The organism is Streptomyces sp. NBC_00461, assembly GCF_036013935.1.
Lineage (GTDB): Bacteria > Actinomycetota > Actinomycetes > Streptomycetales > Streptomycetaceae > Streptomyces.
In genome coordinates this window covers 7,904,408-7,918,474 of record NZ_CP107902.1, presented here as the reverse complement: position 1 = coordinate 7,918,474, position 14,067 = coordinate 7,904,408, and the positions used below count along the sequence as shown (strand labels likewise).

14 protein-coding genes and 1 pseudogene are annotated in these 14,067 nt (G+C 71.9%); 4 read left to right on the top strand and 11 right to left on the bottom strand.

Features of this window, described 5'->3' with window-relative positions; all coding sequences use genetic code 11:
• Nucleotides 1-284: 284 nt before the first annotated feature.
• The 4 genes from OG870_RS36690 to OG870_RS36675 form a co-directional block, all read right to left on the bottom strand.
• Nucleotides 285-3,110: a DEAD/DEAH box helicase gene (locus OG870_RS36690; protein WP_327691920.1), complete on the bottom strand. Its 2,826-nt coding sequence runs from the start codon at nucleotides 3,108-3,110 to the stop codon at nucleotides 285-287.
• A gap of 100 nt (nucleotides 3,111-3,210) precedes the next feature.
• On the bottom strand, nucleotides 3,211-3,795 hold the full coding sequence (locus tag OG870_RS36685; protein ID WP_266524967.1) for a sugar kinase: 585 nt from the start codon (nucleotides 3,793-3,795) through the stop codon (nucleotides 3,211-3,213).
• A complete protein-coding gene (locus OG870_RS36680; protein WP_266525819.1) occupies nucleotides 3,792-4,940 on the bottom strand; it encodes an ROK family glucokinase in 1,149 nt (382 codons plus the stop codon). The genes OG870_RS36685 and OG870_RS36680 overlap by 4 nt, the downstream gene beginning before the upstream one ends.
• A 175-nt stretch (nucleotides 4,941-5,115) precedes the next feature.
• Nucleotides 5,116-5,853: a GntR family transcriptional regulator gene (locus OG870_RS36675; RefSeq protein ID WP_266525817.1), complete on the bottom strand. Its 738-nt coding sequence runs from the start codon at nucleotides 5,851-5,853 to the stop codon at nucleotides 5,116-5,118.
• A gap of 129 nt (nucleotides 5,854-5,982) precedes the next feature.
• Between OG870_RS36675 and OG870_RS36670 the strand changes: the two genes are divergently transcribed.
• Nucleotides 5,983-7,005, top strand: a complete 1,023-nt coding sequence (locus OG870_RS36670; protein WP_266524965.1) for a Gfo/Idh/MocA family protein — start codon at nucleotides 5,983-5,985, stop codon at nucleotides 7,003-7,005.
• Here OG870_RS36670 and OG870_RS48295 read toward each other — a convergent pair.
• From OG870_RS48295 to OG870_RS36655, 3 genes are all read right to left on the bottom strand, one after another.
• A complete protein-coding gene (locus OG870_RS48295) occupies nucleotides 6,998-7,201 on the bottom strand; it encodes a hypothetical protein (RefSeq protein ID WP_405625384.1) in 204 nt (67 codons plus the stop codon). The genes OG870_RS36670 and OG870_RS48295 overlap by 8 nt on opposite strands.
• Before the next feature lie 180 nt (nucleotides 7,202-7,381).
• Complete coding sequence (locus OG870_RS36660; protein ID WP_327691919.1) at nucleotides 7,382-8,062, bottom strand: response regulator transcription factor; 681 nt, start codon at nucleotides 8,060-8,062, stop codon at nucleotides 7,382-7,384.
• A 47-nt stretch (nucleotides 8,063-8,109) separates the two neighbouring features.
• On the bottom strand, nucleotides 8,110-9,366 hold the full coding sequence (locus tag OG870_RS36655) for a sensor histidine kinase (protein WP_405625381.1): 1,257 nt from the start codon (nucleotides 9,364-9,366) through the stop codon (nucleotides 8,110-8,112).
• Between the two features lie 178 nt (nucleotides 9,367-9,544).
• Here OG870_RS36655 and OG870_RS36650 point away from each other — a divergent pair, with 178 nt between their 5' ends.
• Entirely contained in the window at nucleotides 9,545-9,745 is a 201-nt protein-coding gene (locus OG870_RS36650) for a hypothetical protein (RefSeq protein WP_266926970.1), read from the top strand.
• A gap of 92 nt (nucleotides 9,746-9,837) precedes the next feature.
• On the opposite strand, the gene OG870_RS36645 is transcribed toward OG870_RS36650, so the two are convergent.
• The 3 genes from OG870_RS36645 to OG870_RS36635 all read right to left on the bottom strand — a co-directional run bounded on the left by OG870_RS36645 (nucleotide 9,838) and on the right by OG870_RS36635 (nucleotide 11,894).
• Nucleotides 9,838-10,233, bottom strand: a complete 396-nt coding sequence (locus tag OG870_RS36645; protein WP_266524956.1) for a ribonuclease domain-containing protein — start codon at nucleotides 10,231-10,233, stop codon at nucleotides 9,838-9,840.
• A 132-nt stretch (nucleotides 10,234-10,365) separates the two neighbouring features.
• Nucleotides 10,366-10,992, bottom strand: coding sequence for a dihydrofolate reductase family protein (locus OG870_RS36640; RefSeq protein ID WP_327691918.1), 627 nt, complete (start codon nucleotides 10,990-10,992; stop codon nucleotides 10,366-10,368).
• 89 nt (nucleotides 10,993-11,081) lie between these two features.
• On the bottom strand, nucleotides 11,082-11,894 hold the full coding sequence (locus OG870_RS36635; protein ID WP_266524952.1) for an AIM24 family protein: 813 nt from the start codon (nucleotides 11,892-11,894) through the stop codon (nucleotides 11,082-11,084).
• Between the two features lie 113 nt (nucleotides 11,895-12,007).
• Here OG870_RS36635 and OG870_RS36630 point away from each other — a divergent pair, with 113 nt between their 5' ends.
• Nucleotides 12,008-12,754 (top strand): 3-oxoacyl-ACP reductase family protein, encoded by a 747-nt coding sequence (locus OG870_RS36630; RefSeq protein WP_266524950.1) that lies wholly within the window; start codon nucleotides 12,008-12,010, stop codon nucleotides 12,752-12,754.
• Nucleotides 12,753-12,905, top strand: a pseudogene (locus tag OG870_RS48290) (cobyrinate a,c-diamide synthase); the annotation flags it as partial. The gene OG870_RS36630 and the pseudogene OG870_RS48290, both read left to right, overlap by 2 nt.
• Here OG870_RS48290 and alc read toward each other — a convergent pair.
• Complete coding sequence (gene alc, locus OG870_RS36625) at nucleotides 12,891-14,021, bottom strand: allantoicase (protein WP_327691917.1); 1,131 nt, start codon at nucleotides 14,019-14,021, stop codon at nucleotides 12,891-12,893. The pseudogene OG870_RS48290 and the gene alc overlap by 15 nt on opposite strands.
• Nucleotides 14,022-14,067 lie beyond the last annotated feature (46 nt).

Sequence of the window (14,067 nt, the reverse complement as noted above, 5' to 3'; positions counted from 1 at the left end):
CGCAGAACCCTGCCCTTGACTCCTCCCCGCCACCGATCCCTGCCGTGCACTCCCTGCAGCCGTCGACTGCCCCTCCGCACCACTCCCGACCGCCGGCTCCTCCTCCGCACCACTCTCCGCCACCAACCCTTGACCGGCGTCCGAGTCCCGTCCCAACTCCCGCCCCGGACGCTGGCCCGACTCCCGCCCCGCCCCCCGACCCCCACGCCTGTCGCCCCCGCTCCGTTCCCCTCGCTCCCGAGCCTCCCTCAAGGCTCGGCGGGCTTCGTCGGCCGGGCCCGGGGTCATGTCGGCCTCCGGAGGGATACGAGGTCGGAGAGCTCGCGGTCGGTCAGTTCCGTGAGGGCCGACTCGCCGGAGCCGAGGATGGCGTCGGCCAGGGCTCGCTTGGCCTCCAGCATTTCGGCGATGCGGTCCTCGACCGTCCCCTCGGTGATCAGGCGGTGGACCTGGACGGGCTGGGTCTGGCCGATGCGGTAGGCGCGGTCGGTGGCCTGTTCCTCGACGGCCGGGTTCCACCAGCGGTCGAAGTGGATGACGTGGCCCGCGCGGGTGAGGTTCAGGCCGGTGCCGGCGGCCTTCAGGGACAGCACCAGGACCGGGGTCGAGCCGCTCTGGAAGCGGTCCACCATGCGTTCGCGCTCCAGGACCGGCGTGCCGCCGTGCAGTAGCTCCACCGGAACCGCGCGGGAGGCCAGGTGCGCGGTGATCAGGCGGGCCATCCCGACGTACTGCGTGAACACGAGTGCCGAGCCGTCCTCCGCCAGCAGCGTGTCCAGCAGTTCGTCGAGAAGGGCGAGTTTGCCGGAGCGGGTGAGGAGCCGTTCACCCTGGGGCGCCTCTTCCTTGAGGTACAGCGCGGGGTGGTCGCAGATCTGCTTCAGCGCGCCCAGGAGCTTGAGCACCAGGCCCCGGCGCGCGATGCCCTCCGAGGTCTCGATGGCCAGCAGGGACTCCCGCACCACCGCCTCGTACAGCGCGGCCTGTTCGCGGGTGAGCGGTACCGGGTGGTCCGTCTCCGTCTTGGGCGGCAGCTCGGGGACGATGCCGGGGTCGGACTTCTTGCGGCGCAGGAGGAAGGGACGGACCAGGCGGGCCAGGCGGGTGACCGCCTCCTCGTCCTCGCCGTTCTCCACGGCGCGCGCGTGGCGGGCGCGGAAGGACTTCAGTGGGCCGAGGAGTCCCGGTGTCGTCCAGTCGAGCAGGGCCCAGAGTTCGGAGAGGTTGTTCTCCACCGGGGTGCCGGTGAGGGCCACGCGCGCCGGTGACGGGATGGTGCGCAGGGCCTTCGCCGTCGCCGAGTACGGGTTCTTCACGTGCTGTGCCTCGTCCGCGACGACCATGCCCCACGGCTGTTCGGCCAGTCGCGGTGCCGTGGTCCGCATCGTGCCGTAGGTGGTGAGGACGAAGCCGTCGGTCACGTCCTCCAGGGTGCGGTCCGGGCCGTGGAAGCGACGGACGGGGACGCCTGGTGCGAACCGGGTGATCTCCCGCTGCCAGTTGCCGAGCAGGGAAGCCGGGCAGACGACCAGGGTCGGCTCCGTGCGGGCCCGCTTCAGGTGCAGCGCGATGACCGTGATCGTCTTGCCGAGACCCATGTCGTCCGCGAGGCAACCGCCCAGGCCGAGGGAGGTCATGAGGTCCAGCCAGGCGAGGCCCCGGAGTTGGTAGTCGCGGAGGGTGGCGCGAAGGCCGGCCGGAGGTTCGGCGGGGCGGACCCCCGTGGTGAGGCGGTCGCGCAGGGCGGCCAGGGCGCCGACCGGCACCGCCTCGACCGTTTCGCCGTCGACCTCCGCGCTGCCGCTGAGCGCCACCGAGAGCGCGTCGACCGGGTCGAGCAGGCCCAGTTCGCGCTTGCGGGCCTTGCGGACCAGGGCGGGGTCGACCAGGATCCAGCGGTCCCTCAGGCGCACCACCGGACGATGGGCCTCGGCCAGCGCGTCCATCTCGGCGTCACTGAGCGGATCGCCGCCGAGCGCCAACTGCCAGCGGAACTGGAGGAGTTCCTCGCTCTCGAAGAAGCCGGTGCCGTCGGTCGCGGAGCCCGGCGCGGGGCGTACCACCGCGGCAGCGCTCAGGTCCTGGGCCAGGTCACGGGGCCAGTGCACGGCGACCCCGGCCGCCGCGAGCCGTGTCGCCGCCACGCCGAGCAGGTCGCCCAACTCCTCGTCGTACAACGCCAGGACGTCGGGTACGTCCTGCTCGGAGAGTCGGTCCAGGGGCGGCCAGATGCGGGCGGCGCGCCGCACCGCGAGGGCCGCGTCCACGCGCGCGCGTGGACCGAACGCGGCGTCGGCCTCGCCCGCCCACAGGGCCGCCGCGTCGGCGATGAGGGTGGGGTCGGCGAGGCTGTGCACCTGGACGATCGCGGCGCCCGCCGTACGCACTCCCTCGTCCCGGTCGAACAGCTCGTACGCCGACAGGTCGAGGCGGAGCGAGATGCGCACGCCCGCGTCCATGCCGGCGGCGACCTCGGCGGCCCAGTCGTGCGCGTCGGGCAGGCGCTGCGGGCGGCGGTCGGCGAAGGGCCTGCCGGAGGCGTGCGGTGCGGCAGGGGTGCGCGGGAGGGTGTCCGCGACCGCGTCGAGGAAGGAGCGCATCAGTGCTTCCGGCTCGGGCAGCCGCAGCGGGCCCGGTCCGGGCAGCGGGACCGCATGGCCCTCGTACGGCAGGGCCGCGGCGACGGCCCGGATGTGCGCGATGTCGTCCGGGTCCAGGGGGCCGGCCCGCCAGGCGTCGTGACCGGTGGCCGTCAGACCGGGCAGCAGGCGCCCCCTCGCGGTGAGGCGCAGCGCGTGCAGGGCGGCAGCGCCCCAGCAGGCGGTGGCGGGGTGGGCTGCTGGGTCGCGCCGGGCGCGGACGAGGAGGGGCAGGGCCTCGCCGACCGGGAGGGACACGGCGGGGGCGGTCCTGCGGCGCACTCCCGCGCCGTGCCGTCGTACGACGGTGAGCTCGGTGTCCTCGGCGGGCAGCGGTCCGCCGTCAGGATCCCAGAAGGCGACCCGGCCGTCCCTCGGCAGGGGTGCGGGCAGGAAGACGGCCGCGAGCCGGACGGGGACGGATGCCTCCGCTCCCTGCTCTCGCTCGGCCACCGAAGCCGTGTCGCCCATACGACCTGTCACCTCCCGCCCGTGTGTCGGATCAGATGTCTTCGACTCTACGGGCGGGGTCTGACAATCGGCTCCGGCGACCGCGCCGAAGCCTGCCGCGTCACGGAACCGTGCGGGAGACGACGTAGAAGAACGGGTTGTTCTTGTTCCCCAGGCTCATCATGACGTACTGAGTGGGCTTCGGTGCCTTCTGCTTGTGGACCAGGCCGTACCAGGGGCCCGGGCTGGTGAAGTCCCAGCCGGTGATCTTCTGGTCGCGGGCGCTGATGGTGATGGCGCCCTTCTTCAGGTCGGACCGCTTGACGCCCATGTCGCCCAGGAAGACGTCCAGGTTGGCCTTCGGCGTCTGGAACTGGACGTAGAGGCGGCTGGTCTTCCAGTTGTTGGTCTCGTAGGACGCGACCTTGCCCGACGGGTGCGGCATCGGCACCTGGTAGAGGCGGCGCTGCACCTTCGACGGCCAGCCCTTGGTCAGGCCGGTCGCCGCGTACTTGGCCTCCTTGTCCTTGCCGCTGTCGCGGCTCTGGCTGGCGGAGATCGCCAGGTAGCCGGCCGGGACCCCGATGAGCAGCACGATGATGATCAGGGTGAGGGCCCTGCGGCGGATCTTGTGTCGGCGGTCCTCTGGCGGCCGGGGCGGCTGGTCCGGGGACGGGGCCTGGCGCGGCAGCGAGGGAGGAGTCATGCAGTGTCCTGGGTGGAACGACGGGTTTGTACGTACCGCTCGTAGCGCTCGTACCGCTCGACCCGGCGGCGCTTGGCGCGGCGGAAGCGGCGGGCGACCAGGCGGGCGAGGTCGGCGGCACCGACCATACCGGCCTCGGGGCCGAGCTGGGCGCGGGCGATACGGGCCTCGGGGCGGTAGCCGCGGCCGGTGAGTTGACGCTTGAAGGCGTCCCGTGCGGGGCCGATCAGCAGGTCGTCGGCGGCCGAGACACCGCCTCCGATGACGAAGCAGGACGGGTCCAGGGCGGCCGCGAGGTTGGCGATGCCGACGCCCAGCCACTGGCCGATGTCCTGCAGCAGCTCGATGCACATGGCGTCGCCCTCGCGGGCCAGCTCGGTGATCATCGGGCCGGTGATGTCGGCGATGTTCCCCTTGACGTGCTCGATGATCCCGTACGCCACCGGGGAGTCGGCGGCGGCCAGCTCCTTGGCCTCGCGCACCAGCGCGTTGCCGGAGCTGTACTGCTCCCAGCAGCCGCGGTTGCCGCACGGGCAGCGGTGACCGCCGGGCACGACCTGCATATGACCGAACTCACCCGCGACGCCGTACTTGCCCCGCTTGACCTGGCCGTCCTCCAGGATCGCGCCGCCGATGCCGGTGCCCAGCGTGATCATGACCAGGTGGTCCTCGCCGCGGCCGGCGCCGAAGCGCCACTCGGCCCAGGCGGCGGAGTTGGCGTCGTTGTCGACCAGGACGGGCACGGCGAGCCGGCCGGCGAGGCGGTCGCGGAGCGGCTCGTTGCGCCAGGACAGGTGGGGCGCGAACAGGACGCGGTTGCGGTCGGCGTCGACCCAGCCGGCCGCGCCGATGCCGACCGCGTGCACGTCGTGCCGGTCGGAGAGGTCCAGGACCAGTTCGACGATGGTGTCCTCGACGACCTTGGGGCTCTTGGACTTGTCCGGGGTTTCCGCGCGCAGCTTCTCCAGGATGTTGCCGTCGGCGTCGACGACGCCCGCCATCACCTTGGTGCCGCCGATGTCGATGCCGACCGTCGGCACGCGCGGCGCGGTCAGGTGCGAGCGCCGCTCCCGGGTGCCGACGGTACGGAGCGCGGGGGCGCGCCTGGAACCTATGGGGGCGCTGAAGTTGCCGTAGGTGCTCATCAAGGCCCGATTCTGCCGCACGCTCACGCTGTGTGCCGAGCGGGGGAGCAAAGGGGGTGCGCGATGCGTGCCGTCTGACGGTTCGATGCGGCTGGTCGCGCAGTTCCCCGCGCCTCTTGAGGGCGTTGCAATGTCCGGACATTGCGACGAGCCGGAATTCCGCCCGCGTAGACCTTCATGACCGTACGAGCAGCTGGAACTCGAAGGAGTAGCGGGTCGGGCGGTACGTGTGGGTGCCGTATTCGACCGCTCGGCCCGTGTCGTCGAAGGTGACGCGCTGCATGGTGAGCAGCGGGGCGCCCTCCTGCTCGGAGAGCCGCTCGGCCTCGGCGGCGGTGGCCGCACGGGCGCCGATGGTCTGGCGGGCGCTGTGCAGCGTGATCCCGACGGCGCGCATCATGCGGTACAGGCCGGTGGCCTCCAGCTGCGCGGTGTTCAGGTCGAGCAGGCCGGGCGGGATGAAGTTGCACAGGTGGGCCATCGGCTCACCGTGGGCGAGCCGCAGCCGCTCCACCCGGTGCACATCGCTGTCCTCGGCCACGTTGAGAGCGGCCGCGACCTCGGCGGTCGCCGGGACGACCGTGTTGACGAGCACCTTGGTCGCGGGGCGCTGGCCGGCCGCCTCCAGGTCGTCGTAGAGGCTGCTGAGTTCCAGCGGACGCTTGACCTGGCTGTGCACGACCTGCGTGCCGACGCCCCGGCGGCGTACCAGGAGGCCCTTGTCGACGAGCGACTGGATGGCCTGGCGGACGGTGGGGCGGGACAGGCCGAGCCGCGCGGCCAGCTCGATCTCGTTGCCCAGAAGGCTGCCGGGTGTGAGCGCTCCGTGCTCGATCGCCGCTTCCAGCTGCTGGGACAGCTGGAAGTACAGCGGCACGGGAGAGCTCCGGTCCACGCTGAGTTCGAGCGACACGGTCGGGTCCACTTCTGGTTTCGGCACGGGCCGAGCGTAGCTCCACGAGTTGTTGACGGGAAGTCGTGTAGTTCGATTGTCCGGACATATGCATTGACAGCGTGCACACTGAACCCTCACTTTGATTCCATGCGCATCGGGGTCATCGGTACGGGGCGGATCGGCACCATTCATGCGAACACGCTCAGCCGCAATCGCGAGGTGGGGTCCCTGATCCTCACCGACGTGGATCCGGCGCGGGCCCAGGGGCTCGCGCACCGTCTCGGGGAGACGGCGGCCCCGGGGGTGGACGAGATCTTCAAGTGGGGCGTGGACGCCGTGGTGATCACCACGGCCACGTCGGCCCACGCCGAACTGATCGGTCGGGCAGCGCGCTCGGGCCTCCCGGTGTTCTGCGAGAAGCCCATCGCCCTCGACCTGCCCGGCACGCTGCACGCCATCAGCGAGGTCGAGGCGGCAGGGACGATTCTGCAGATGGGGTTCCAGCGCCGCTTCGACACGGGCTACACCGGCGCGCGCGACGCGGTGCTCTCGGGCCGGCTCGGGCGGCTGCACACCGTACGGGCGCTCACGTCCGACCAGGCCCCTCCCCCGCCCGGGTGGCTCCCGCTGTCCGGCGGGCTGTACCGGGACACGCTGATCCACGACTTCGACGTCCTGCGCTGGGTGACGGGGCACGAGATCGTCGACGTGTACGCGGCCGGGTCCGACGCGGGGCCGCCGATGTTCCGGGAGGCCGGCGACGTGGACACGGGCGCCGCGGTGCTCACGCTCGACGACGGCACCCTCGCCACGGCCACGGCGACGCGGTTGAACGGCGCCGGCTACGACGTGCGCATGGAGCTGGCCGGGGAACTCGACCAGATCGTCGTCGGCCTGGACGACCGTACGCCGATCGCGTCGACGGAGCCGACCGGACCGCCGGCCGCCGACAAGCCGTGGTCGGGTTTCCTGGAGCGCTTCGGTCCCGCCTACGAGGCCGAACTGTCCGCGTTCGTCGAGGTCGTGCTCGGGCAGCGGGCCAACCCGTGCGACGGGCGCGAGGCCTTGCAGGCACTGCGGATCGCCGAGGCCTGCGAACTCTCCAGACGGGACCGCAGAATGGTGGCCCTCGCCGAGATCCCGGGCCGGGTGGAGTCGGCGTTCAGGTGAAGGTGAGCAGGCGTGTCGCGGGCGCCGCAGTGTCCGTGGTCCTGGACGACCGGCACTGGACGCATCTCGGCTTGTGACGACTCGTGGGCGCCAGGCCGCGCCTGCCTGCGTCGTTGGCCGGCCGCGGGTCGGCGAGCGCCGTGCGCGCCACCTCGTAGCCGACGACCGGCCAGGTCTCGTGGTGCCCGTCGGGCACGGGCGCCGCACCCGGTGCACCGGGCCGCGTTCGCGCAGTCGCGCGCACACGGGATGCGGGTCGGTGCGGAACCCGTCGCCGAACTCCCCCAGGTCGATCACTCCCGCCATGCTCGCCCCGTGCTGCCCCGTCCCCCGTCAGGATCTTCTCCCCTGCACCGGCAACGCACGGCGGGCGCCGCTAGTGCCCGTCGCCGTCCGGTTCCTCCAGCAGTCCCGCGTCGTACGCCAACAAGGCGATCTGCACACGGTTGTTGAGGTCGAGCTTGGCCAGGATCCGGGACACATGGGTCTTGACGGTGGCGACGCTCATGAACAGGGCGGCGGCGATCTCGGCGTTGGACAGACCGCGGCCGACCGCCACGGCGGCCTCGCGTTCGCGGTCGTTGAGGGCGGCGATGCGCACGCGCGCGTGCGTGCGCCGGGTGTCGGCGCCGCCGCCGACGGCGTGCTCCATCAACTGCCGTGTGACGGTGGGCGACAGCACGGGGTCACCGACCGCGACCCGACGCACCGCGTCGACGATCTCGGCGGGCGGGGTGTCCTTGAGGACGAATCCGGCGGCACCCGCGCGCAGGGCGCGCAGCACCTGTTCGTCGGCGTGGAAGGTGGTGAGGACGACGACCTGCGGGGCGTCCTTGCGGCCGCGCAGCCGTTCGGTGGCCGTGAGGCCGTCCACCGACGGCATCCGGATGTCCATGAGGACCACGTCCGGGCGGGTGCGATCGACGAGCGCCTCGACCTCGGAGCCGTCGGCGGCCTCGCCGACGATCTCGATGTCGTCGGCGCCGCCCATCATCAGGGACAGGCCGGCCCGTACCAGGGGGTCGTCGTCGACGAGGAGCAGTCTGATCGCAGTCATGGGCCATACGTAATCATGGTGGGCGCGTCCCCCGCGCCCGGGTCCCGTCATCCCCAGGGCAGCCAGGCCCGGACCCGGAACCCTCCGTCGCGCTCCGCCCCGTGCACCAGTCGGCCGCCGGCCAGCGTGGCCCGCTCCGTCAGGCCGATCAGGCCCTGCCCGGAGCCCGGCACGGAGGGGACGTCGCCCTCCGGGGCGGGATTGCGGACCTCGACGACGAGGCCGTCGCCCGGGGCACCCGTGACACTGACCGTGACCTCCGTGCCGGGGGCGTGTTTGCGGGCGTTGGTCAGGGCTTCCTGGGCGATGCGATAGGCGGTGCGGCCGACGGAGGCGGGGACGGCGGCGGGGTCGGTGACGCGGCTGGCCAGGGTGACCTTCATGCCGGCCTCGCGGCACTCGGCGACCAGTGCGTCCAGTGCGGCGAGCGTCGGCTGGGGGCGGCCCGCGTCGTCGGGCTCGCCCGCGCGCAGGACGCCGATGATCTCCCGCAGGTCCTGGAGGGCCTCGTGCGCGCTCTCCCGGATGACTCCGGCCGCCCGCGCGATCTCCTCCTGCGGTGCGTCGGGCCGGAACTCCAGGGCGCCCGCGTGCACGCTCAGCAGCGTCAGCCGGTGTGCGAGGACGTCGTGCATCTCCCGGGCGATGGCCTCACGGGCCAGCCGCTGCGCCTGCTCGGCACGCAGCTGCGCCTCCGTCTCGGCACGGCGGGCGCGGTCGCGCAGGCTCAGCATGAGCTGGCGCTTGGACCGTACGAACATGCCCCAGCCGATGACCGTGAGGGTCAGCAGCTCGGTGAACGCGACGGCTCCGGCGTACGGCAGATCGGGGTCCGGGCGCAACCAGAACATCAGCGGGATCAGCGCGAGGGACGCACCGCCGACGCAGGCGACGTACCGGAAGGGCCGGTGCACGGCGAGGGTGAAGAGGGCGATGATGCCGGCGCCGCCCGCCGTGTTCGACACCAGGCCCACGAGGAGCATCGCGACGGCCAGCCCGAGCGGCCAGCGACGGCGCAGCCACACCGCCGCGCAGGACAGCGCACCGAGCAACTGGTCGATGGCGGCGAGGGCGTGCGGGGTGTTGCCGTCGTGGCTGAGGGTGTCCGCGGCCGCCAGACCGAGGGCGACGGCGAGCAGGAAGCAGGTGAAGTCGACGACCCAGTCACGCGCGGTGCGCCGGGGACGCCCGGACCGGCCCGACCGACCGGCGTCGGGGTCGAGTTCGTGGAGCACGGCTGACGGAAACAGCCATCTGCGCCCGATGATCCCCACTGCGGCCGAGGCCTGCCTGTCGTCACTCACGGTTGACAAATCTACGCAGTGCGGGCCGCCGGCACCCCTTCGCCGGGGGGATCCCCGACCAAAGTCGCACCACCTGAGACTTTTGGCGCACCCGGCCCGCGGGGCGGGGAACTTCTGTCGGGCAGGGCTCGCCCCGCGGCCGATGTGCGTGGGGGGACCGCGGGGCGAGGGTCGTGCCATGAAGCAGTTGCTGGAGGTCATCGGATTCATCGCCCTGCTGCAGGGCGTGCTGGGCCTGCTGCACGAGTTCACCCACTGGCATGTGGGCCTCGTGCAACGGCTCGGCGTCCTCGACGGCTACGGGGTCTACGCGAGCGTCGCCCTGGTCGTGCTGGCGTTCGCGCTGTTCGCCGCCGCGGAGAGCCGGAAGTCCGGATGAGGTCGGACCGGACCTCCGGCTGGTCGCACCGTTCCTCGTGCCGAGCGGGGGAAGTCGCTCAGCAGTCGACGTCGATCAACGGTTGACGTCGATCAACAGCCGAAGTCGACCAGGTCGAACGTGGCGTAGTGGTCGGAGGTGTAGTAGTCCTCCTGGGTCTCCTCGCCGGTGACGATGCGGCGGGCGCCGCGCGTGGGCGAACCGGGCGTCTTGACCGTGTACTCGTGGTAGTACCCGGAGGACTGGCTGGGCAGGACGCCTTCACGGTTGGTGAAGACGACGCCGTCCTGCGAGTACGGGTAGGGCCCGCCCTGCGCGATCAGGTCGAGGGTGTCGTGCGCCTGGGAGGGCAGGGCGCCGTAGCAGATGCTGCCGACGGACGCGGCCGCGGCGTCCGCCGTGGTGGCGGAGACGGTGCCGCCCACGAGGAGGGCGGACAGGAGTGCCGCTGCGGCACTGATGCGAGTGGTGCGTGGGGGGAAGTTCATGACCTCATGATGACGCGCGTAGACAGTGGCATGTCAATGACAACAACGGAGATTTTCCCGTCACGTCGGATGAGTTTTCCGCGAGTTAACGTGGGGGCGCGTGACCACACACGGCCCCCACAACGGGCGCGGTCAGGCGTTCCCCGGTTCCGCGTACGAGCCGTAGTCCGGGCGCCCCGCCAGGTCGTACGACTGGATGGAGACGCCCGCGGCGGTGACGCGTCCGCCGGCGTGACGGAACTTGGTCGGCAGTGCGCCCTCGGCGAAGAAGCGGAGGCCGGAGCCGAGCACCACCGGGAACGTCAGCAGGTGGAGGGTGTCGACGAGGTCGAGCGCCAGCAGGGACTGGACGAGGGCGCCGCTGCCGTGCACCTGGAGCTCGCCGTCGGTGCGCTCCTTGAGGGCGGTGACCTCCTTGCCCAGATCGCCGCTGATCACGGTGGTGCCGGCCCACTGCGGGTCGGAGAGGGTGGACGAGGGGACGTACTTCGGCAGCGCGTTCAGCTGGGAGGCGATCCGGTCGGCGGAGTCGGTCATCTTCGGCCAGAACGAGGCGAAGATGTCGTACGTACGACGGCCGAGGAGGAACGCGCCGGGACGGTCGAAGACCTCGGTGATGAACCGGCCGAAGTCGTCGTCGCCGAACGGGAAACTCCAGCCGCCGTGCTCGAAGCCGTCGCGGGTGTCCTCCTCGGGTCCGCCGGGTGCCTGGTAGACGCCGTCGAGGGTGACGAAGATGGTGGAGACGAGCTTGCCCATGGCGGGTGCCTGCTTCCTGGAGTGGGGTCTGTTGTCATCACCTCAGACCCCACTGGCACCCGCAACTCATCGGTCGGTCATGCGGTACCTCACCCGGCGTTGGTGGAGAACAGGCCGCCCGTCGGTCCTTGCTTGTCGCCGCCCTGGGCCTTCCTCAGGGCGTTCGCGAGGCTCTCGATGGTGAGGGACTGAAGGATCACCCGGCCGTTGCCCTCCAGGGTGGCCAGGGAGAGGCCCTCGCCGCCGAAGACGGCGTTCATGAGCCCCTGGCGGTTGAGGCCGCCGACGCGCTGGACGCCGTACTGGATGCCCTCCTCGAAGGCGACGACGCAGCCCGTGTCGACCTCGATGCGGCCGCCGAAGTCGGCCGGGTTGAGATCGATGAAGTTGCCCGCGCCCGCGATGATCACCGTGCCGTGCCCGGTGAACTTCTCCAGGACGAAGCCCTCGCCGCCGCTCATGCCGGTGCGGCCGCCCTGGAAGGCGATGCCGAAGTCGACGGTGGACTCGGCGGCCACGAAGGCGTCCTTCTCGGCGAACCACGCGCGCGTGCCGTCGAGTTCGAGGGCGCGCATCTCGCCGGGGAGAACGCCCGCGAAACCGACGGTGCCCTCGCCGCCCTGGGCGCTGAAGTACTGGAACGCCATTGACTCGCCGGCGAGCATGCGCTGCCCGGCCTGCATGGCGGTGCCCATGGCCTGGCGCAGCATGCCGCCCATGCCGCCGCCTCCGCCCTGGGCCTGGCCACCGCCGCCCGACGGGCCGGACAGGCGGGTGTCCATGGTCACGTTCGTCGTCTTGAACAGGAACTTGCCCGCCTCGCAGTACACGGTCTGCCCGGGGCGCAGGCTGACGATCGCCATCTGCATGGCGTTGCCGACGATCTCTTGCTGAAGTGTCACGTGGGGAGAACGCGGGAGGTGGAGAGAAGAGTTCCGGCCACGCGATCCGGTCACTCGAACTCGGTGTCCGTTCGCCGCCAGCGGCGCGGTGCGGTCGGCGCTGGGATGGACCCATGACAACGCATCGCACAACCCTGCACGGCAAGAATGCCCTGGTCACCGGCGGCAGCCGCGGTATCGGCGCGGCCATCGCGCTGCGGCTCGCCCGGGAGGGCGCGGACGTGGCCGTCACCTACGTGCACGGCAAGGAGGCGGCCGAGGAGGTCGTACGGCGGATCGAGGCGCTGGGACGGCGGGCGGTGGCCCTGCGCGCGGACTCCGCGGACGCGGAGGAGGCCGGGGGCGCGGTGGAGCGTACGGCGCAGGCGCTGGGCGGGCTCGATGTACTGGTGAACAACGCGGGGGTGGGAGTGCTGGGGCCTGTGGAGGGCCTCTCGCTCGCCGACGTCGACCGGGTGCTGGCGGTGAACGTGCGCGGTGTGTTCCTGACCTCGCAGGCGGCGGCGACGCGGATGCCGCCCGGCGGGCGGATCGTGACCATCGGCACGTGTATGACGCAGCGGGTGCCGGGGCCGGGCGGGACGCTGTACGCGACGAGCAAGGCGGCGCTGATCGGGTTGACGAAGGCGCTCGCGCGGGAGTTGGGCGGGCGGGGGATCACCGCGAACATCGTGCATCCGGGGCCGATCGACACGGACATGAACCCGGCGGGTGGGCCGTATGCGGCGGATCAGGCTGCGATGACCGCGCTGGGGCGGTTCGGGACGGCGGAGGAGGTTGCGGCGATGGTGGTGCATCTGGCGGGGGCCGAGTACGTCACGGGGGCAGAGTTCGCCGTGGACGGTGGGTTCGCGGCGTGACGCCGGCGGGGGTTTCTCGCCCCCGCCGCCCCTGCCCGTCCCGTCCCTGGGGGCTGCCGCCCCCGGACCCCCGCTTCGGCCTGAACGGCCTCGTCCTCAAACACCGGACGGGCTGAAGGAGGAAGGGGCAGCTGCGTCAGCCGCCCAGTTCCTGGTGCCTGGCCGCCAGGCCTGACGCGCCCTGCTCCGTCACCGAACCGAACAGCCGCAGGCGGGAGATGCCGCCGTCGGGGTAGATGTCCACGCGCGCGTGGGTGCCGACGGCCGGGGCCGGGAGGACGAAGCGGTGGTTGGTGTCGGGCTGGAGGCGGGTGCGGGGGAGGATCTCCGTCCACTCGCCGCTCTCGCCGTCCTGCAGCGACACGGACGCCCAGCCCGCGCTGTTGCCCTTCAGGTACGCCGTGTCGATCTCGATGGCGCGGATGAGGGACTGGGCCGTGAGGCGGTAGCGGATCCAGTCGTTGCCCTGGTCGCGGCGGCGGCGGGTCTCCCAGCCGTCGTCCATCTTGCGGGAGCGGCCCGGCTGGATGGTGTTCGTGGCCGGGGAGTAGAAGAGGTTGGAGGCGTCCTCGACCTGGCCGCCGTTCTCCAGGGCCACGACGTCGAAAGTACCCAGCGTCTCCAGCCAGTTCGGGTCCGGGACGACCTCGCCGTGCACGCGCAGTCGCGCGATGCCGCCGTCGGGGTGCTGGCTGACGCGCAGGTGGGTGAAGCGCTGCTCGACCGACACGGCGAAGCCGTTGGCCGCATGGCCGCCGACCGGGGTGCGCGGGACCAGGGTCGTCCACTTCACGTCGTCCCCGAGGAGTTCCTCCGGCGACGGGGAGCCCGGCACCGACGTGCCCTCGACCGACACGGCCTGCGGGTAGTTGCCGCGGAAGTGGGCCGTGTCGACGACGATCCCGCGGATCACGCCGGCGGCACCGAGGCGGACCAGCGCCCAGTCGTGGTCCTCGGCCGTCGGCCACGGGTGGTCGGCCGAGGCGCCACGGCGGCGCCGCGTCTCCCAGCCGTCCATGATCTTGCCCTTGTGCCCGAAGTGCTCGGGGTCGAAGTGGGCCGGCTCGGGCACCAGCAGGTTCTCGCGCTGGGCGAAGAACTCGTCGTTGGCGGCGATGACACCGGCGCCCAGCTGCCGGTCGGCGAGGTTGGCGTACTGGGTGAAGGGGAAGTCGGCGGTGCGGTAGTCCGCGTACGGGTCACCGCCTCCGAAGGGGTTCGCGTCTCCGGTGAAACGAGTCAGTCCTGATTGCTGATGCGCCGTCACGAGGTGTGTGCCTTTCGGGAGTTGACCGCTGCGGGTACGGGAGGGA

Excerpts from the sequence above, each read along its gene's own strand:
- OG870_RS36690 (WP_327691920.1), bottom strand. The coding sequence starts at position 3,110 with ATGGGCGACACGGCTTCGGTGGCCGAGCGAGAGCAGGGAGCGGAGGCA.
- OG870_RS36685 (WP_266524967.1), bottom strand. The coding sequence starts at position 3,795 with ATGACTCCTCCCTCGCTGCCGCGCCAGGCCCCGTCCCCGGACCAGCCG.
- OG870_RS36680 (WP_266525819.1), bottom strand. The coding sequence starts at position 4,940 with ATGAGCACCTACGGCAACTTCAGCGCCCCCATAGGTTCCAGGCGCGCC.
- OG870_RS36670 (WP_266524965.1), top strand. The coding sequence starts at position 5,983 with ATGCGCATCGGGGTCATCGGTACGGGGCGGATCGGCACCATTCATGCG.
- OG870_RS36660 (WP_327691919.1), bottom strand. The coding sequence starts at position 8,062 with ATGACTGCGATCAGACTGCTCCTCGTCGACGACGACCCCCTGGTACGG.
- OG870_RS36650 (WP_266926970.1), top strand. The coding sequence starts at position 9,545 with ATGAAGCAGTTGCTGGAGGTCATCGGATTCATCGCCCTGCTGCAGGGC.
- OG870_RS36645 (WP_266524956.1), bottom strand. The coding sequence starts at position 10,233 with ATGAACTTCCCCCCACGCACCACTCGCATCAGTGCCGCAGCGGCACTC.
- OG870_RS36640 (WP_327691918.1), bottom strand. The coding sequence starts at position 10,992 with ATGGGCAAGCTCGTCTCCACCATCTTCGTCACCCTCGACGGCGTCTAC.
- OG870_RS36630 (WP_266524950.1), top strand. The coding sequence starts at position 12,008 with ATGACAACGCATCGCACAACCCTGCACGGCAAGAATGCCCTGGTCACC.